The sequence below is a fragment of the Curtobacterium sp. PhB190 genome (assembly GCF_004365385.1).
GTDB lineage: Bacteria > Actinomycetota > Actinomycetes > Actinomycetales > Microbacteriaceae > Curtobacterium.
Window position 1 is genome coordinate 298,000 of record NZ_SODN01000001.1, and the last position, 17,985, is coordinate 315,984.

Consider the following 17,985-nt stretch of genomic DNA (forward strand, 5'->3'; position numbering starts at 1 on the left):
TCGGGCCCTGGACGGTCCGGAACGGCGGCCTGGAGGCCCGGGGCGGGCCCGCACCGTCCCTCCCGTCGGTCGTCCGGTCGCGACCAGGCCGTCACCTGCGTCGGCGACACACGTCGCGTATCCGGCTCCGCCGGATCGGTAGCCTGTCGGGGTGAACTCCCGTCGCGCCTACCTGATCTGGGGCATCGCGGTGCTCGCCTACGTCCTGGCGGTCGTGCAGCGGTCCTCGCTCGGGGTGTCCGGGGTGGACGCGCAGGACCGGTTCGCCGTCTCGGCGGCGGTGTTGTCCACGCTCGCGGTCGTGCAGATCGCCGTGTACGCCGGACTCCAGATCCCGGTGGGCGTCGCGCTCGACCGGGTGGGGCCGCGCAAGCTCGTCCTGCTCGGCGCCGCGCTGCTCGTGGTCGGCCAGGCCGTCGTGGCCTTCTCGCCGACGATCGGCCCGGCGATCGCGGGCCGGGTGCTCGTGGGCGCCGGCGACGCGATGACGTTCATCTCGGTGATCCGCCTGGTGCCGATGTGGTTCAGCGGCCGGATCCTGCCGCAGATCTCGCAGTGGACGGGCAACCTCGGGCAGATCGGCCAGATCCTGTCGGCGTTCCCGTTCGCCGTGCTCCTGCACGCCGCGGGGTGGACGCCCGCGTTCGGGGTCGCCGCCGCCGCGAGTGCCGTCGGGCTCGTCCTGGCGTTCGTCTTCGTCCGCAACGGCCCCGTGGTCGTGCGGACCGGGACGATCCCGCTGCCGCACTCGTGGGGCGCCGCGTTCCGGACGTTCGGGCACGCGTTGCGTCGGCCGGGCACGCAGCTCGGGTTCTGGTCCCACTACGTGACGCAGTCGTCCGGCACGGTGTTCTCGCTGCTGTGGGGCGTCCCGATGCTCCGCGGGCTCGGGTACAGCCCCGCCGAGGCCGCCGGCTTCCTGACGATCATCGTCGCCGTGGGCTTCGTGGCCGGGCCGGTGCTCGGGCTGCTGTGCGCGCGGTTCCCGATGCGCCGCTCGAACCTCGTGCTCGGCGTGGTCGTGCTGCTCGCCGTGGTGTGGACCGCGATCCTGCTCTGGCCCGGCCACCCGCCGACCTGGCTGCTCGTGCTCCTCGTCGTGGCGATGGGCATCGGCGGCCCCGGTTCGCTGATCGGGTTCGACTTCGCCCGGACGTTCAACCCCGTGGGTTCCCTCGGGTCCGCGAACGGCGTCGTCAACGTCGGCGGGTTCCTGGCGGCCTTCGTGATGATGTACCTGATCGGGCTGCTGCTCGACGTGATGTCCCGCGTCACCGGTGAGACCGTGTTCGCCTGGGACAACTTCCGCGTGGCCCTCACGGTGCAGTACCTGGTGGTCGGGTTCGGTGTCGCGATGCTCCTGCACGCCCGGCACCGCACGCGCCGGGTGCTCCACGCGGAGGAGGGAATACGCGTCGGACCGCTCTGGGTTGCACTCGTTGCGCGCCTGCGGAAGCGGCACGTGCAATAATGATCACGGACCCACTCAGGACCCCCATCCTGTCGGAGCACTTCGGAGCGCCGATCAACCCGGGGGACTTGACATGGGTCTTAGTGCTGCCCGGAACGGTAGGACTCGACGACGCGGGGGACTGCGGCTCGGGCCCTGGGCGGCGAGGGAGGCCACGACCCCACGAACGTGGCACGACGAGAGAGGTGATCGCATGGCTGCCCGGAGCACGACGATCGATCCCACGAAGGACACTCAGCCCGAAGGTGCTGTGGCAGAGGACGCCACGGACGCCGAGGGAACCGCCGCGCCGAAGAAGCGCGCCACCAAGGCCCCCGCCAAGAAGGCCCCGGCCAAGAAGGCCGCCCCGAAGGCGAAGAAGGTCGACCCCGTCGACGAGGCGAACGAAGCCACCGACGAGCCGACCGAGGACGTCGAGGACACCGACGACAAGGCGATCAAGCCCGACGCCGCCGCTGCGGTCGCCGCTGGCGCGCTCGTCATCTCGCAGACCGACGACGACGAAGCCCCGGTCTACTCCACGACCATCACGGGTGCGACCGCCGACCCGGTGAAGGACTACCTCAAGCAGATCGGCAAGGTCGCCCTGCTCAACGCCGAGCAGGAGGTCGAGCTCGCGATGCGCATCGAGGCCGGCCTGTTCGCCGAGGACAAGCTGCAGCACTCGACCGGGCTGACCAAGCCGGCCGAGCGTGAGCTGCGCTGGGTCGCCCGCGACGGCCAGCGCGCCAAGTCGCACCTGCTCGGCGCGAACCTCCGCCTCGTGGTGTCGCTCGCCAAGCGCTACACCGGCCGTGGCATGCAGTTCCTGGACCTCATCCAGGAGGGCAACCTGGGCCTGATCCGTGCGGTCGAGAAGTTCGACTACACCAAGGGCTTCAAGTTCTCGACCTACGCGACGTGGTGGATCCGCCAGGCGATCACCCGCGCCATGGCCGACCAGGCCCGCACCATCCGCATCCCGGTGCACATGGTCGAGGTCATCAACAAGCTCGCTCGTGTCCAGCGCCAGATGCTGCAGGACCTCGGTCGCGAACCCACTCCGGAAGAGCTCGCCCGCGAGCTCGACATGACCCCGGAGAAGGTCGTCGAGGTGCAGAAGTACGGCCGCGAGCCGATCTCCCTGCACACGCCCCTGGGCGAGGACGGCGACTCCGAGTTCGGTGACCTCATCGAGGACACCGAGGCGGTCGTGCCGGCTGACGCAGTGGGCTTCACCATGCTGCAGAAGCAGCTCGAGAGCCTGCTCGACTCCCTGTCCGAGCGCGAAGCGGGCGTCATCCGCATGCGCTTCGGCCTCGGTGACGGCCAGCCGAAGACCCTCGACCAGATCGGTGACACGTTCGGCGTGACGCGTGAGCGCATCCGTCAGATCGAGTCCAAGACGATGGCGAAGCTCCGCCACCCGTCGCGGTCGCAGTCGCTGCGCGACTACCTCGAGTAGGCCGATGCGGTTCTTCATCCCGATCCTGATCGGGCGGATCCTCCGTGCCCTCGCCAGAGCGCGGGGCGGGGGATCCGCGTACCCCGGCTTCATCGTGCTCAAGCTCGTGCCGGACTTCCTGCAGCACGTGACGAAGCAGTTCCCGAACGGCGTCGTCTTCGTGCTCGGCTCGAACGGCAAGTCGACGACCACGCACATGATCTCGGACATCGTCCGGGCGCACGGGCTCCGTGTCTTCACGAACCCGTCCGGGGCGAACCTGCCGCAGGGCATCGCGTCGGCGTTGCTGTCCGAGGTGTCGCTGACTGGTCGCCTGAAGGCGGACATCGGCATCCTCGAGGTCGACGAGGCCTTCGCGGTCGAGCTCGCCGGCATCCTGTCGCCGTCCACGGTGACGATGCTCAACGTGCAGGTCGACCAGCTGTACCGGTTCTTCGAGACCGAGCGCGTCGCCGACATGATGCTCGACACCGCGGCACTGTCCACGGCGAACGTGATCACGAACCGCGACGACCAGTTCCTCGATGCCTACGCAGCGCGGGCCGGCCAGCGGGTGCTGCGCTTCGGTGCGAGCGCCGAGGTCGTCGCCGCCGCACCGAACGGCCTGCAGAACGCCGACGACTTCGACCGGCAGGACGCCCAGCCGAACGTCGCCGAATCAGAGGTCGTCGTGAACACCGGTGACGGTGCGACGATCCGGTTCGACGGTGCCGACATCGCGGTGCGCCTGCCCGCACGCGGCCTGCACTACGCGGTCGACGCTGCTGCTGCCACCGCCACGGCCAGCGCGGCACTCGGCACGCAGTTCCGCGCCGACGCCGTCACGAAGGCCTTCGGCACGATGAAGCCGGCGTACGGCCGCGGGGAGCGACTCCCGATCGCCGGCGAGTCCGCCGAGTTCACGATGTTCAAGAACGCCGCGAGCCTCCAGCTCAACCTCGACGCGCTGCCGGACCGCCCCGAGCAGGTCCTCATGGCGATCGACGAGGGCACGCCGGACATCTCCTGGATCTACGACATCGACTTCTCGAAGCTCGACCACGTGGACGTCGTCTCCGGTGACAAGGCCTGGCAGATCGCGATCGCCCTCGAGCACGCCGGTGTCCGCATCGGCCGGGTCGACCCCGACGTCGAGGCCGCGATCAAGCACATGGAGCAGCTCGGGTCGACGACCAGCGGGACGAAGAACTTCATCGTCAACTACGAGATCATGATGATCGCCCGCAGGGCCCTCGGCCACCCGGACATGGAGAAGACCGCATGACGGCCGATCGGCTGACCATCCTGCACGTCTACCCCCGGCAGATGGGCGTCTCGGGGGACCGCGGCAACGTCGCGGCCCTCGTCCGCCGTGCCGCCGCAGCCGGCCTCGACACCGAGGTGCTCGAGTACGCGCCCGGCGACGACCTGCCCGCCGCGGCCGACGTCGTGGTCATCGGCAACGGTCCGCTCAGCGCGATGCGTTCACTCGGTGCCGACGTCGCCCGCATCGGTGCTCCGCTCCGTTCGTTCGCGAGTGACGGCGTGCCGGTCATCGCCGTCGGCGGCGGGTTCGACCTGGCGACGAACGAGGTCGTGCCCACCGAGGGTGCTCCGCTCGCCGGGTTCGGCGTGTTCGACGCACGAGCCGTCCGTGGTGCCGAACGTCGGGTCAACTACTTCGTCCTCGAGACCCGGTACCCGCTGCTCCCCGGTGCGTCGAAGCGGCTCGCCGGCTTCGAGGACCACGCCACCACGATCGAGCTCGCGGCCGGGGTCACCCCCTTCGCCGACGTCGTGTCCGGCGGCGGCAACCAGGCGGGCGCCCCGGTCGAGGGTGCGATCGTCGGCACGTCGTTCGGCACGCACACGCAGGGTCCGATCCTGCCGCTCAACCCGCAGCTGACCGATGGTGTCCTCGCCGCGGCCGCCGCACGGCTGGGCCGCGAGTACTCGCCGGACCCGGAGCAGACGGCGACCATCGACCGCTACGCACGCGAGGCGCGCGCGACGGTCGATCGTTACGTCGACAAGGCGTTCAAGCGCATCGCGTGACGCTCACGAAGGCCGGGTCCCGACGGGACCCGGCCTTCGTCGTCTCCGCGCGTTCTGAGACGGGCAACAGACAGACGGGAGGCCCGGTGCCAGCTGGCACCGGGCCTCCCGTCTTGCTGTGCTCGCGCCTTCGCGCGCTACTTCGACTCGTAGAGTCGGCTGCTCTCGTCGTGCCACTCGATGGCGGTCGCCGCGAGCTTGTCCTTGAACTCGGCGCCGTGGTGCGCGCAGAAGAAGAGCTCGCCGCTCGACATGGTGGCTCGGATGTAGGCCTGCGCTCCGCAGCTGTCGCAACGGTCGGCGGCGGTCAGCTGGTGGTTGCTGACTTCGTCGATGGAGGGGTCCTGCACGGTCTGGGTCATTGCTGTGCTCCTCACGGATCGCAGGTGGTGCCGGGTGGTTGCACCATTTCAACACGTGATGCCTGAGAACGATGCATTGTGCAGCGCTGTTTCGCTGAGCGCGGATCGGTTGTCCCCAGTGCGAGTGTCCGCGCCGAGGGTGTCGGTGCCGCTCGGTAGCATCGGACGGTGAGCTCCGACTACTCCGCACGCCATCTCTCCGTCCTCGAAGGGCTCGAGGCGGTCCGGAAGCGTCCGGGGATGTATATCGGCTCGACCGACTCCCGTGGGCTCATGCACTGCCTGTGGGAGATCATCGACAACTCCGTCGACGAAGCCCTGGCGGGGCACGGCGACGAGATCGGCGTCGTGCTGCACGCCGACGGTTCGGTCGAGGTCCGCGACACCGCTCGTGGCATCCCGGTGGACGTCGAACCGAAGACCGGACTGACCGGCGTCGAGGTCGTGTTCACCAAGCTGCACGCCGGTGGCAAGTTCGGGTCGGGGTCGTACGCGGCGTCCGGCGGACTGCACGGCGTCGGTGCCTCGGTGGTCAACGCCCTGTCCGAGCGCCTCGACGTCGAGGTCGACCGCGGCGGCAGGACCTACGCCATGTCGTTCCACCGCGGCGAGCCCGGCACGTTCGACGACGCCGAGGGCATCGGTCCGGACGCCCCGTTCAGCCCGTTCACCTCGGGCAGCGAGCTTCGGGTGGTCGGCAAGGTGAAGAAGGGCGTCACGGGTTCCCGGATCCGGTACTGGGCGGACCGGCAGATCTTCACCGCCGATGCGCGGTTCAGCACCGATGACCTGGTCACCCGGGCGCGGCAGACGGCGTTCCTGGTGCCCGGACTCGGCATCACGATCACCGACGAGCGCGTGTCCTCGATCGAGGCCGCAGCTGCGCGTGCCGAGGCGACGGGGACCGCCGTCGAGGCCGGCCCGGTCGTCGAGCGCTTCCGCTACGAGGGCGGCATCGGCGAGTTCGTCGAGCACCTCGCGGCCGACACCGCCGTCACCGACGTCTGGCGCGTGCAGGGCACCGGGACCTTCACCGAGACCGTCCCGATGCTCGACGACAAGGGCCACATGGTGTCGACCTCGGTCGAGCGCTCCTGCGAGGTGGACCTCGCGCTGCGGTGGGGCGACGGCTACGAGACGGTGTTCCGCAGCTTCGTCAACATCATCGCCACGCCGAAGGGCGGCACGCACCAGGCCGGCTTCGAGTCCGGTCTGGTCAAGGCCGTCCGAGCACAGGTCGAGGCGAACGCCCGCAAGCTCAAGGTCGGGCAGGACAAGCTCGACAAGGACGACGTGCTCGCCGGCATGACCGCCGTGCTGACCGTCCGACTGCCCGAGCCGCAGTTCGAGGGGCAGACGAAGGAGATCCTCGGCACGCCGGCGGTGCGCAAGATCGTCGACCAGGTCGTGTCGAAGCGCATCACCGAGATCCTGACGTCGACGCAACGCACCGAGAAGGCCCAGGCCGCGACCCTGCTCGAGAAGGTCGTCGCCGAGATGAAGACCCGCATCTCGGCCCGCGCCCACAAGGAAACGCAGCGCCGGAAGAACGCGCTCGAGAACTCCTCGTTGCCGACGAAGCTCGCGGACTGCCGGTCGCAGGAGACCGAGGGCACCGAGCTCTTCATCGTCGAGGGCGACTCGGCGCTGGGGACCGCGAAGCTCGCACGCAACAGCGAGTACCAGGCGCTGCTGCCGATCCGCGGCAAGATCCTCAACGTGCAGAAGGCGTCCGTGTCGGACATGCTGTCGAACGTCGAGTGCGCGTCGATCATCCAGGTCATCGGTGCCGGCTCCGGCCGGACGTTCGAGATCGACCAGGCGCGCTACGGCAAGGTCATCATCATGTCGGACGCCGACGTCGACGGCGCCCACATCCGCACGCTGCTGCTGACCCTGTTCTTCCGGTACATGCGACCGATGATCGAGCAGGGCCGGGTGTTCGCCGCCGTGCCGCCGCTGCACCGGGTGGTCGTGGTGAACCGCGGCAAGCCGAACGACACGCTCTACACGTACTCCGAGCAGGAACTGCAGACCGTGCTGAAGAAGCTCGAGAAGACCGGCAAGAAGTACCAGGAGCCGATCCAGCGGTACAAGGGTCTCGGTGAGATGGACGCCGACCAGCTGGCCGAGACCACGATGGACCGCGCGCACCGGACCCTGCGGCGGGTGAACATCACGCACGCCGAGAGCGCGGCGAAGGTGTTCGAGCTGCTCATGGGCAACGACGTGGCCCCGCGCAAGGAGTTCATCCTGGCCGGCGAGGGTCTGGACCGTGACCGCATCGACGCGTAGCCGCGCGGCGGCGCTGGCCGCGCGGCCGCTGGCGCCGCTGGCCCGAGTCTCGGCCTCAGCGACTCGTCTCGGGCTGCGTGCTCGGATTTCGGTCGCTCAGCCCGAGTCTCGGTGCCGCCAGCGCGACACGGTGCCGCCACCGTGCGCGGTCCGTGCCGCCACCGCGACAGTGCCCCGCGAACTGTTCGCGGGACACTGTCGCTTTCGCAGGGAGGGGCTGCCGCGCGCTACGCGTCGCCAGCGGTGCCGTCGAGCGCCGCAGCACTGCCACCGATCGAGCCGATGACCGCCTCGAGCGGCGCACCCGACCCGTCACGCTTCGACAGCCAGTCGGGCAGGGTCCGCGCGGCGCCGTCCGTGCCGACCGCGTGCGGGGGAGCGATGCCCGCCCAGCCCACGGTGAGCCCGTCCTCGCCCTTCAGGAACGCGTGCGCCCGGACACCCTGGGTCGCCCGGCCCTTGGCGGGGAACTCGGACAGGGCGGAGACCTTGGCGCGGCCGGAGTCGGTGCCCGGAAGCGCCGTGGAGGTCGTGGACACGGTGGCGACCACGGCGTCGTCGGACCGGGCGACGGACCCGAACCAGATCACCGAGGACCCGGACGCCAGCGCCATGCCCGCGACACCGCCGGCCGGCAAGCCCTGGGCACGGACGCCGGACGCGGGGAAGCGCAGGAGCTGGGCGTTCGAGCTGATGAACACCAGGTCGTCGGACTCGGGTGCCTGGGCAGCGCCGACCACCGCATCGCCGGGCTTCAGGCCGATGGCGACGAACTCGGGCTTGTCGGGCCAGGCTCCGGGGACGACGCGCTTCACGACGCCCTGCGCGGTACCGATGGCGAGGGAGTCCGACGACGCGCCGGACAGGTCGACGAGTGCAACGACCGTCTCGCCCTTGGTGAGCACCAGGAAGTCGGTGACCCGTACGCCGGCGTCGAGCCGGACCGCGGCGGGCGGCACCGCCGGGACGTCGACGGGGGAGAGCCGCAGGACCCGCCCGGTCGAGGTCAGCGCGCCGACCTGGCCCCGGACGGTGCTCACCACGGCGGACCGGACGGCGTCGTGCTTGGAGCGCTTCGGCACGCGGACGATGCTGAGCTCCGACGTCGGGATGTCGACGCGGATGAGCCGTCCGGTGGTCGAGAGCAGCACGCGGCACGGCGAGTCGGCGACCTGGAGCGACTCCGGGTCGACCGCGGCCTTGCGACCGCCCTTGACGGGGGCGTCGGCCTCGGTGAGCAGGGTTCGGCGCGGGGTGGCGAACTTGTCGGAGACCTCGGTGAGCTCGAGCGCGACCTGGGCACGGAGCCGTTCGTCGGACGCCAGGAGTTCCTCGAGCGCAGCGATGTCGGCGAGCAGCTGGTCGCGCTCGGCCTCGAGCTCCATGCGCGAGAACTTCGTCAGGCGTCGGAGCCGCAGTTCGAGGATGTACTCGGCCTGCACCTCGGACAGGTCGAACACGTCACGGAGCCGGCTCCGTGCGGCTTCGGAGTCGTCCGAGGTGCGGATGACCTGGATGACCTCGTCGATGTCGAGGATCGCGATGAGCAGTCCCTCGACCAGGTGCAGCCGCTCGCGACGACGCGCGAGCCGGTACTCCGACCGCCGGGTGACGACCGACAGTCGGTGCTGCACGTAGACGTCGAGCAGCTCGCGCAGCCCGAGCGTGCGCGGGGACCCGCCGACGAGCGCGACGTTGTTGATGCCGAATCCGTCCTCGAGCGGGGTGTGCTTGTACAGCTGCTCGAGCACCGCGGTGGGGTTGAACCCGCTCTTGATGCCGATGACGAGCCGGAGCCCGTGGTTGCGGTCGGTCAGGTCGTTGACGTCCGAGATGCCGACGAGCTTCTTGGACTGGACGCCGTCCTTGATCTTCTCGATGACGCGCTCGGGGCCGACCAGGTACGGCAGCTCGGTGACGACGAGCCCGACCTTGCGCGGGGTGAGGTTCTCGACGCTCACCTTCGACCGGGTCCGGAACGTGCCACGCCCGGTGGCGTAGGCGTCGCGGACCCCGGAGAGCCCGACGATGGTGCCACCGGAGGGCAGGTCCGGCCCCGGCACGAACTCCATCAGCTCTTCGAGGGTGGCCTGCGGGTTCATCAGCAGGTGCTTCGCGGCCTCGACCACTTCGCCCAGGTTGTGCGGCGCCATGTTCGTGGCCATGCCGACCGCGATGCCCGACGCGCCGTTGACGAGCAGGTTCGGGAACGCCGCGGGCAGGACCCCGGGCTGCATGATCTGGTTGTCGTAGTTCGGGACGAAGTCGACGACGTCCTCGCCGAGGCCCTCGGTCATCGCCATCGACGGTTCGGCCAGGCGGGCCTCGGTGTACCGGGCGGCGGCGGGACCGTCGTCGAGCGACCCGAAGTTGCCGTGGCCGTCGATCAGCGGCACGCGCATCGTGAACGGCTGCGCCATCCGCACCAGCGCGTCGTAGATCGCGCCGTCGCCGTGCGGGTGCAGCTTGCCCATCACCTCGCCGGTGACGCGGGCGCTCTTGACGTGCCCGCGGTCGGGCCGCAGGCCCATCTCGGCCATCTGGTACAGGATGCGCCGCTGGACGGGCTTCAGGCCGTCGCGCGCATCGGGCAGCGCCCGCGAGTAGATGACGGAGTACGCGTACTCGAGGAAGGAGCCCTGCATCTCCTCGGAGACGTCGACGTCCTCGATGCGCTCACCGTCGGGCAGGCCGACTGCGTCCGTGCGTGCCATGGCACCTTTCTGGAAGACTCGTTGGAATGGGAACAAGCGTACCGACGGCCCCCGACGCCGCCGCGAACCTCGCCGACGTCTTCCCGAGTTGCCTCGTGGCGCTCGGGGCTGCGGACGGCGCGTGGTCGCGTGACCACGGCCTGGAGGCCCGGATCGCCCTCCGTCCCGCCCGTTCCGCGATCGTCGTCCTGGTCGACGGCCTCGGGAGCGTCGCGCTGTCGGCTCGCGCCGGACACGCCCGCTGGCTCACGGCCGCCAAGGGGTCCGGCACCGCGAAGAAGCTACGCAGCGGGTTCCCGACCACGACAGCCGCGGCGCTGAGCACCCTGACCACCGGACGGTCGCCCGGCACGCACGGCGTCGTCGGCTACAGCGGCTGGAACCCGGACACCGGCGCCGTGATGAACCTCCTGGGCGGGTGGGACACCGAGGTCCCCGCGGACTGGTTCCTCACCGAGACGCTCTTCACCCGCGCCGCGGAGCTCGGCGTCGACCCCGTCGTCATCGGCCCCGATCGGTACCGGGCGTCGGGCATGACCGCGAACGTCCTCGGCGGCGCGCGGTACGTGTCGGCGGACACGATCCCGGAGCGCATCGACGCTGCCCTGGCCGAGACCGCCACCGGTCGGTCGCTCGTGTACCTGTACGTGCCGGAGCTCGACTCGATCGGCCACAAGTCCGGGTGGCAGTCCGACCGGTGGACGGCGACGCTCGAGCTGCTCGACGGCGAGCTCGCCCGCCTCGATGCCCGCGGTGCGTCGGACGTGGGTGTCCTGGTCACCGCGGACCACGGTGTGCTCGACGTGCCCGACCACGCGAACATCGCCATCGACTCGCTCCTGTTGACGGACGTCGTCGGGGTGGCGGGCGATCCGCGGTGCCGCCAGCTCACGGTGGCGCCGGGCACCGACGTGCGCGGGCTGGTCGGGGCGTTCCGGGCGCGCTACGGCAAGAAGGCGTACGTCGCGAGCCGCGACGAGGCGATCGCCGCCGGGTGGTTCGGTGCGGTCGCGCCACAGGTCGTTCCGCGCATCGGCGACGTGATCGTCGTGGCACGCGGGTCGTGGGCGTTCAACGACGACCGCGCGCTGCGGGACGGCGAGGTACCGAAGCGCATGATCGGTCAGCACGGCGCGATGACCGACGAGGAGACGTTCGTCCCGCTTCGGCTTGCCGGGGCGTTCGCGCAGTAGCAGCCGGCCGCGGGTCAGTCCGAGCTGATCAGGTCAGTCCGAGCTGATCAGGCCGGGTCCTCCGGGCGGGTGCCGAAGACGATCTCGTCCCAGCTCGGCATGGACCGGCGGTTGCGCTTCTTGCGCTCCGCACGGCCCTCGGCTTCGGGCGCCGATGCCGGACGGGCGTCGGCCGACGGCGGGACGGTGTCGCCCTCGGGCTCGTCCTCGAACCCCTGCAGCGGGATGTCGACGACGCTGATCGAGGTGCCGCGGGCCGGCTCGTCACGCTGTTCGCCGAACGAGGCGGCCTCGCGCTCCCCACGGCGGCGGCGGAGCGCCTCGAGCAGGTCGGCGGTCTCGTTGCCGGGTGCGCGCTCCTCGACGGCCGCCTGGCCGATGCGGGGCAGCGGTGCACGGAGCGGTGCGCGGTCGGGGACGTCGGGGTTCGTGACAGCCTCGTCCTCTTCCTCGACGCGGAAGGCGCCGGAGTCGAAGCGGGTGCCGTCGTCGTCCTGCTGCTCGTACTCCACGGCGCGCAGGCGGGGCGCGATGCCCTCGTCGTCGGTGTGCGAGAGCCGGTGCGCGTCGCCGTTGTCCGGCACGAGCGTCGAGGTCTTCGGGTCGAAGCGCCACTGGGCGTCGTGCTCGACCTCGGCCGCGGTGTAGCGGACCCGGACCTGCCAGCCGCTCTCCGGGTGCTTCCACGAGCCCCAGCTGATCGCGGTGGCCTCGCCGGCCTCGAGCTTCGCGGTGATCGCCGCGCCGAAGGTGTCGGGGGCCTCGTCGTCGACCGGGGTCACCGGGACGCGGTGCGAGGCGTCGAGGACGAACGCGCGCTCGGCGAGCACCGGGCCCTCGAAGCGTCGGACGTACTCGACGTCGACGTCGAGCGCGGCCGCGACCTCGGCGGCGTCGGCACCACCACGGATGCGGGCCTGGACGTCCTTGGGGGAGACCCGCTTCTGCGGACCGGCGTCCGGGTTGGCCTGACGCACCTGCCCCGGCAGCGAGGACGTGACGGGCAACCGGAACTCGGTACCGCCGTCGGTCGCCAGGAGGAGTGCGCCTGCCTCGACTCCGATGACTCTCACGTCTTGCATGGTCCAGCCTTCCCAGCGTCGCGTACGGTCGTGCGTCGTACCCCGTGAGTATGCAGTGGTCGCGGACGGTTTCCGCGGAGGCGCACGGGCGTGCCGCGGAGTCTGCGCATCAGTGGCGACGGGTGTCGGGAATGTTCCGATCCGGTCACGGGTTGCAGCGCCGTGACGACCCGCCGCAGATCTCGGTTTGCACTCTGGCGGGACGTAGTGCAAACTGTCGCCGCCGATCACCCGGCGACGACCTCTCGATACGAGAAATGGATGGGCATGGCCACCGATTACGACGCCCCCCGGAAGACCGATGACAACTCCGATTCGGAGTCGATCGAGGCCCTCAAGGAGCGCGTTCCCGACAAGATGTCGGGGGTCGTCGACGATGATTCGGACAACCCCGGCAGCTTCGAACTCGCCGGGCAGGACCTGAGCGACGTCGACCTCGACGTCGTGGTGCTGCCCCCGCAGGTCGATGAGTTCACCTGCGTCGAGTGCTTCCTCGTGAAGCACCGCTCCCAGCTCGACCACGAGTCGAAACTCGGGCCGGTCTGCGCGGAATGCGCAGCGCTCTAGACGCACCGATGACCGAAGGCCCCGCATCCTCCAGGATGCGGGGCCTTCGTCGTACGGTGCGGGACGGACGCGTGCCGGGCCTCCCGTCACCTGTGCGTGTCAGCGTCGCAGCAACGCGTCCCAGTCGACTGCGCGACGCAGCACCGGGACCAGGCGGTCCGCGAACGCTCTCGTGGTGTGCACCTGGTCGACCCGGACGAGCGTGTCGTCGATCACCGCGGGGCACGACGAGCCGTCGCTGCTGCACGACCACGCGGCCATGTCGACGTACGCCGCGCCCGGTCCGCTCGAGCGGACCGCGGCGGCCTCCGCGGTGCGTTTCGCTCGGGCGTCCGGGGTGACCGAAGCGGCGCACGGTCCGAACCCGTGGATCCGGTCGGGGCACGTGGATGAGTCCGGACCGTACTGGGGTGCGCTGAGCACGAGCACGCGGTGGTGGTCGCGGCGGAACGCGCGGATCGTCTCGGCCATCGACCGTTCCCAGAGCGCGGCTGCACGGCCCGCTGGGAGGTCGCCGAGGTGCTCCCGGTACTCGCCCGTGACGGCGCTGATGACCACGAGTCGGGGGTCAGCCGCTGTGACCGCCCGGTGGAGGGCCCGTTTGGCCGTCAGACAGGCATCGGACCACCGGTGCCGCACCGCGCGTGTCGGGATGACGGCGCTGCAGCTCGCCACGCCTGTCACGCCGATGGCGGTACCCGTCGGTAGCGCTCCGACGACGGTCGGCGACCACGCGACGGTGGTGGAGTCGCCGACCACGAGCACATCGGCCCCGGTCGTCGCGCCGCACGTCCGGAGGGGCTCGCCGACGCCGACGAGGCAGCCGCCGTCCCGCATGGCGGGCGGCAGGGAGGCGCGGGTGGCACCGGCGGCGAGTGCTGTGGCGTCCGGGTGCCCGTCGACGGCCACGGCGGTGCGGAGTGCGCGAGCGTCCGCGAACGGGAGTCGCTCGGGGGCGTTCGTGGGTGGTCGCTCGAGCAGCCGCGCCGCGGAGGCCGGATCCCCGACGGTCATCGTGGCGACCGACAGTGTGACCACGATCGCCGGGACCACCAGTGGGAGCCGTCGGAGGCGCTGTCGGTGTCGTGGCCGGTGCCCGACGGGACGTCGGGTCCGGAGCGGCTCCTCGACGTACCGCGTCGAGAGGGTGGCGAGCACGAGTGTGACCGTCACCGCAGCCGCCGTGCCCATCGCCCCGGGGGCGACGACGGCGGCGAACACCAAGAGCGGCCAGTGCCAGAGGTACGCCGAGTAGGAGACCCGACCGAGCGCGACCACGGGCCGGACCACCCACCGCACCGCGGGGAGCCGGAGCTGCAGGTCGCCGGCCACGAGCACCAATGCGGTCCCGACGACGACCGGGACCGTCGGGAACGGCGACACGGGGGCGAGGAGCACCCCGATGATGACGCCACCCGCGCCGACCGATCCGAGCCCGACGGTGACGGCTGTCGGCAGTGCCCGCGGCGTCGGGTGCGCGGTCACGGTCGACCGCGTCGCCACGGTCGGCAGCGTCGCCACGGTCGGCAGCGTCGCCACGGTCGCTCCGAGGAGGAGCTCCCATGCCCGGGCCCAGGTCTGGAAGTAGGCAGAGTCCGTGACGGGACCGGCACCGACGGCGACGACGGTCCCGACGGCCGTGAGTGCGGCGACCACAACAGGGACCAGACCAGCGCGCCGACGTCCGCAGACCGCCAGGACGGCGAGCAGGAGCACCGGCCACACGGCGTAGAACTGCTCCTCGACGGCCAGCGACCAGAAGTGCCGGAGCGGCGAGGCCGCGGTCTCGGCGAAGTAGTCGGCATCCTGGCGGACGAGATGCCAGTTCATCGTGCCGACGAGCGCCGCGAGGGCGTCGCCGAGCACGGACACGAACCTGGGCCGGAACCAGAGCGCCGCCGAGACCGACACGGTGACGACGACGACCACGAGCGCGGCGGGGAGGAGACGCCGGATCCGACGCACCGCGAACCCGACGAGGTCGATGCGGCCGGTGCGGACGTGCTCAGCGAGCAGGCTCCGCGTGATCACGAACCCGGAGAGGACGAAGAACACGTCGACTCCGAGCCACCCGCCGGCAGGGGTGCCGAGCGCGTGTTCGGTGATCACCAGGGCGACCGCGACGCCGCGAAGGGCCTCGACATCGATCCGCTTCGTACTGGGTGGTTTCGTACTGGGTGGTTTCGTACTGGGTGGTTTCGTACTGGGTGGTTTCGTACGGGGTGGTTTCGTACGGGGTGGTGGAGAACGATCCATCACCCCAGACTGGCATGTGAGATACCAGGTCAGCGCGTATGTTGCATGGCCTCGACCACCTTGGTGGGCTGCCGGACGCTGACCAGCCAGTAGGGCGTCGGGTCGGCGTCGTCGCGGACCTCGACCTTGACGACCCCGCGCACGTAGCCGCGGAAGAGCGTCCACGCTCGTGCGTCGAGCTTCGGGCCGCGCTGCGTGGTCGCCTCGGCGCCTTCGAACGCCTCAACGCTGCCGACGAGTGCGCGGGGGAGGTGCGCCTTGCCGGCGCGGAACTCGCTGTCCGTGACCTCGATGGTGGGTGCGAGTGCCCACAGGAGCACGAGGACGCCGAGCTCCATGCCGATCGCCACGAGCACACCGGCGAGCACGCTGATGGGCAGGAACACGAGCAGGGTGGCGGGGATGACGAGCGCCGTCGCCAGGTACAGGGCGGGCGGGGCCCAGAGTCGTTCGCGGTACAGGGTCACGGGTCCATTCGACCACGACTCGGGGCAGGTCACGGTCGGGTCACGTCTCTGCACTACCCTCGACACGTGACCGAACCAGTCGACGTCCTCTGGACCGGGGAGAACCGCCCCGGACACGCCCACCCCGGCGACGCCGGTGCCGACCTCGTCTCGACCGAGGCCTTCGTGCTGCAGCCGGGCGAGCGCCACCTGGCCGCGACCGGGCTGCGGATCGCGCTCCCCGAGGGGTACGCCGCGTTCGTGGTCCCGCGCAGCGGGCTCGCCGCCAAGCACGGCATCACCATCGTCAACAGCCCGGGCACGGTCGACTCCGGGTACCGCGGTGAGATCAAGGTCTCGCTGCTCAACACCGACCGGTCCGAGCCGTACGAGGTGCACGTGGGTGACCGGATCGCACAGCTGATCGTCATGCCCGTGCCGCGGGTGACGTACACGCACGTCGAGGAACTCCCCGACAGCGTCCGGGGCCAGGGTGGCTTCGGCTCGTCCGGCTACGGTGACCGGAGCGGTGCCGGCACCGGCGCCGCCGATGATGTTCAGGAAGGAACGCGCGCATGAAGTTCGGTCGACGCAAGCGTGACGAGGGCGAGGTGGCCGAGGTCGAGGTGGCCGAGGCCGTCGCCGACGAGGTCGAGATCGCGGACACGACCCCCGAGGTCGACATCGCGACGGACGCCGACGCGGACCTCGACGAGGTCGACGGGGTCGCCCCGACGGACAAGTCCGCACCCGAGGACCGTGCCGAGAACGGCCCGCACGACGAGACCGAGGCGAACCTGGTCCGTCCGTACGTCGACCTGGGCGGCGTGAAGGTCCTGCCGCGCGAAGGCCTGCACCTGCGCCTCGAGGTCGAGGAGGGCTCGCAGCGCGTCGTCGCGGTCGGGCTCGACTACGACGACTCGACGCTGCAGGTCCAGCCGTTCGCCGCACCGCGCTCGACGGGTCTGTGGCACGAGATCCGCGCACAGATCGCCGAGCAGATCGAGCGCCAGGGCGGTGTCGTGACCGAGGTCGACGGCCCGTTCGGCCCCGAGCTCCGCGCGTCCGTGCCCGTCGCGGTCGACGGCGACGGCGGCACCGCCGGCGTCCGGCCGGCCCGCTTCGTCGGCGTCGACGGCCCGCGCTGGTTCCTGCGCGGGGTGATCGCCGGCAAGGCCGCCGAGCAGCCCGACGACGCGAGCGAGATCGAGGAGCTGTTCCGCAGCGTCGTCGTCGTGCGCGGCACGACGCCGATGCCGCCGCGCGACCTCATCCCGCTGCACATGCCGAAGTCGACGCAGACCGCGATCTGACGACCTGACCCGCCCTGGAGGCACGGTGCCGGAACACGACGACACCCACCGACCCGAGACGGCCGGGTCCGAAGCCGTGCCCGCGTCCGCTGGGATCCCTGACGCTGCGCCGTCGTTCTCGGCGCAGTTCCGCGACGCGGTGCAGAACGCGGGCATCGCCCGCGTCGCCCCTGGCGAGGCGCCCTCCGGGCGCGCGCTGCTCGGAGCCGTCGGCGGGATCCGCGGGCTCGCCGAGTCGGTGCTGCCCGGGTTCGCGTTCCTCGTCGTCTACGCGATCACGAAGGAGCTCGTGCCGAGCGTCGTGATCCCGGTCGTCGTCGGACTCGTCTTCGTCGTGCTCCGCCTGGTGCAGCGACAGTCGCTGACGATGTCCTTCGCGGGCATCCTCGGCGTCGCGGTGTCGGCCGGCCTCGCCCTCATCACCGGACGCGCCGAGAGCAACTTCATCCCGGGGATCATCATCAACTCGGTGTGGTTGGTCGGGCTCCTGGTGTCACTGGCTGTCCGCTGGCCGCTCATCGGTCTGGTCGTCGGGTTCCTGCTGCCGGCGAACGAGGACGGCTCGCACGTCGACTGGCGCGCCGACCCGGTCAAGCGCCGCGTGCTGACGGTCGCCACCTGGATCTGGGTCGGGCTCTTCGCACTCCGCCTGGCCGTCGAGGTGCCGCTCTACCTCACCGCGCAGGTCGAGCTGCTCGCCGGCCTCAAGCTCATCCTCGGTGTCCCGCTCTACGCCGCCGTGCTCTGGGTCACGTGGCTGCTGGTGCGCACCGTGTTCGTGCGGAGGGACGACGCCGCCACGGTGTAG

At 70.8% G+C, this 17,985-nt stretch carries 15 protein-coding genes; 10 read left to right on the top strand and 5 right to left on the bottom strand.

Annotation, left to right across the window (positions count from 1 at the left end):
* Positions 1-151 precede the first annotated feature (151 nt).
* From EDF47_RS01350 to EDF47_RS01365, 4 genes are all read left to right on the top strand, one after another.
* Positions 152-1,471 carry an MFS transporter gene (locus tag EDF47_RS01350; protein ID WP_123938178.1) on the top strand — a complete coding sequence of 440 codons (1,320 nt, stop codon included), beginning with the start codon at positions 152-154 and terminating at the stop codon, positions 1,469-1,471.
* 193 nt (positions 1,472-1,664) lie between these two features.
* Positions 1,665-2,915 carry an RNA polymerase sigma factor gene (locus tag EDF47_RS01355; RefSeq protein ID WP_123292681.1) on the top strand — a complete coding sequence of 417 codons (1,251 nt, stop codon included), beginning with the start codon at positions 1,665-1,667 and terminating at the stop codon, positions 2,913-2,915.
* 4 nt (positions 2,916-2,919) lie between these two features.
* Entirely contained in the window at positions 2,920-4,179 is a 1,260-nt protein-coding gene (locus EDF47_RS01360; RefSeq protein ID WP_131878742.1) for a MurT ligase domain-containing protein, read from the top strand.
* Positions 4,176-4,949, top strand: coding sequence for a hypothetical protein (locus tag EDF47_RS01365; protein WP_131878740.1), 774 nt, complete (start codon positions 4,176-4,178; stop codon positions 4,947-4,949). Before EDF47_RS01360 ends, EDF47_RS01365 begins: the two co-directional genes overlap by 4 nt.
* A gap of 137 nt (positions 4,950-5,086) precedes the next feature.
* Here the strand turns inward: EDF47_RS01365 and EDF47_RS01370 are convergent, their stop codons facing one another.
* Positions 5,087-5,311: a hypothetical protein gene (locus EDF47_RS01370; RefSeq protein WP_071255055.1), complete on the bottom strand. Its 225-nt coding sequence runs from the start codon at positions 5,309-5,311 to the stop codon at positions 5,087-5,089.
* Between the two features lie 168 nt (positions 5,312-5,479).
* On the opposite strand from EDF47_RS01370, the gene EDF47_RS01375 reads away from it, so the two are divergent.
* The gene (locus EDF47_RS01375; protein WP_132100477.1) at positions 5,480-7,606 is read left to right on the top strand and encodes a DNA topoisomerase IV subunit B; all 2,127 of its coding nucleotides are present in this window, start codon (positions 5,480-5,482) and stop codon (positions 7,604-7,606) included.
* 227 nt (positions 7,607-7,833) lie between these two features.
* Here EDF47_RS01375 and EDF47_RS01380 read toward each other — a convergent pair whose 3' ends face one another.
* Positions 7,834-10,320 (bottom strand): DNA topoisomerase (ATP-hydrolyzing), encoded by a 2,487-nt coding sequence (locus tag EDF47_RS01380; protein ID WP_123292685.1) that lies wholly within the window; start codon positions 10,318-10,320, stop codon positions 7,834-7,836.
* Between the two features lie 26 nt (positions 10,321-10,346).
* Between EDF47_RS01380 and EDF47_RS01385 the strand changes: the two genes are divergently transcribed.
* A complete protein-coding gene (locus EDF47_RS01385; RefSeq protein WP_132100476.1) occupies positions 10,347-11,513 on the top strand; it encodes a nucleotide pyrophosphatase/phosphodiesterase family protein in 1,167 nt (388 codons plus the stop codon).
* Positions 11,514-11,560: 47 nt separating this feature from the next.
* On the opposite strand, the gene sepH is transcribed toward EDF47_RS01385, so the two are convergent.
* Positions 11,561-12,586: a septation protein SepH gene (gene sepH, locus EDF47_RS01390; RefSeq protein ID WP_165900980.1), complete on the bottom strand. Its 1,026-nt coding sequence runs from the start codon at positions 12,584-12,586 to the stop codon at positions 11,561-11,563.
* Positions 12,587-12,862: 276 nt separating this feature from the next.
* On the opposite strand from sepH, the gene EDF47_RS01395 reads away from it, so the two are divergent.
* Entirely contained in the window at positions 12,863-13,162 is a 300-nt protein-coding gene (locus EDF47_RS01395; RefSeq protein ID WP_031263038.1) for a DUF4193 domain-containing protein, read from the top strand.
* A 99-nt stretch (positions 13,163-13,261) separates the two neighbouring features.
* Here EDF47_RS01395 and EDF47_RS01400 read toward each other — a convergent pair whose 3' ends face one another.
* The gene (locus EDF47_RS01400; protein ID WP_133936648.1) at positions 13,262-15,418 is read right to left on the bottom strand and encodes an acyltransferase family protein; all 2,157 of its coding nucleotides are present in this window, start codon (positions 15,416-15,418) and stop codon (positions 13,262-13,264) included.
* Positions 15,419-15,447: 29 nt separating this feature from the next.
* A complete protein-coding gene (locus EDF47_RS01405) occupies positions 15,448-15,885 on the bottom strand; it encodes a DUF3093 domain-containing protein (RefSeq protein ID WP_123938171.1) in 438 nt (145 codons plus the stop codon).
* Positions 15,886-15,951: 66 nt separating this feature from the next.
* Between EDF47_RS01405 and dut the strand changes: the two genes are divergently transcribed.
* Genes dut through EDF47_RS01420 form a run of 3 tightly spaced genes read left to right on the top strand, consistent with a single transcriptional unit; the run spans position 15,952 to position 17,985 of the window.
* On the top strand, positions 15,952-16,443 hold the full coding sequence (dut, locus tag EDF47_RS01410) for a dUTP diphosphatase (protein ID WP_133936647.1): 492 nt from the start codon (positions 15,952-15,954) through the stop codon (positions 16,441-16,443).
* On the top strand, positions 16,440-17,177 hold the full coding sequence (locus EDF47_RS01415; protein WP_228505736.1) for a DUF3710 domain-containing protein: 738 nt from the start codon (positions 16,440-16,442) through the stop codon (positions 17,175-17,177). The genes dut and EDF47_RS01415 overlap by 4 nt, the downstream gene beginning before the upstream one ends.
* 25 nt (positions 17,178-17,202) lie before the next feature.
* Positions 17,203-17,985 (top strand): DUF3159 domain-containing protein, encoded by a 783-nt coding sequence (locus tag EDF47_RS01420; RefSeq protein ID WP_133936646.1) that lies wholly within the window; start codon positions 17,203-17,205, stop codon positions 17,983-17,985.

Bases quoted from the DNA above. Each gene is read 5' to 3' on its own strand.
- EDF47_RS01355 (WP_123292681.1), top strand. From the start codon at position 1,665: ATGGCTGCCCGGAGCACGACGATCGATCCCACGAAGGACACTCAGCCC.
- EDF47_RS01360 (WP_131878742.1), top strand. From the start codon at position 2,920: ATGCGGTTCTTCATCCCGATCCTGATCGGGCGGATCCTCCGTGCCCTC.
- EDF47_RS01365 (WP_131878740.1), top strand. From the start codon at position 4,176: ATGACGGCCGATCGGCTGACCATCCTGCACGTCTACCCCCGGCAGATG.
- EDF47_RS01370 (WP_071255055.1), bottom strand. From the start codon at position 5,311: ATGACCCAGACCGTGCAGGACCCCTCCATCGACGAAGTCAGCAACCAC.
- EDF47_RS01380 (WP_123292685.1), bottom strand. From the start codon at position 10,320: ATGGCACGCACGGACGCAGTCGGCCTGCCCGACGGTGAGCGCATCGAG.
- EDF47_RS01385 (WP_132100476.1), top strand. From the start codon at position 10,347: ATGGGAACAAGCGTACCGACGGCCCCCGACGCCGCCGCGAACCTCGCC.
- EDF47_RS01395 (WP_031263038.1), top strand. From the start codon at position 12,863: ATGGCCACCGATTACGACGCCCCCCGGAAGACCGATGACAACTCCGAT.
- EDF47_RS01400 (WP_133936648.1), bottom strand. From the start codon at position 15,418: ATGGATCGTTCTCCACCACCCCGTACGAAACCACCCCGTACGAAACCA.
- EDF47_RS01415 (WP_228505736.1), top strand. From the start codon at position 16,440: ATGAAGTTCGGTCGACGCAAGCGTGACGAGGGCGAGGTGGCCGAGGTC.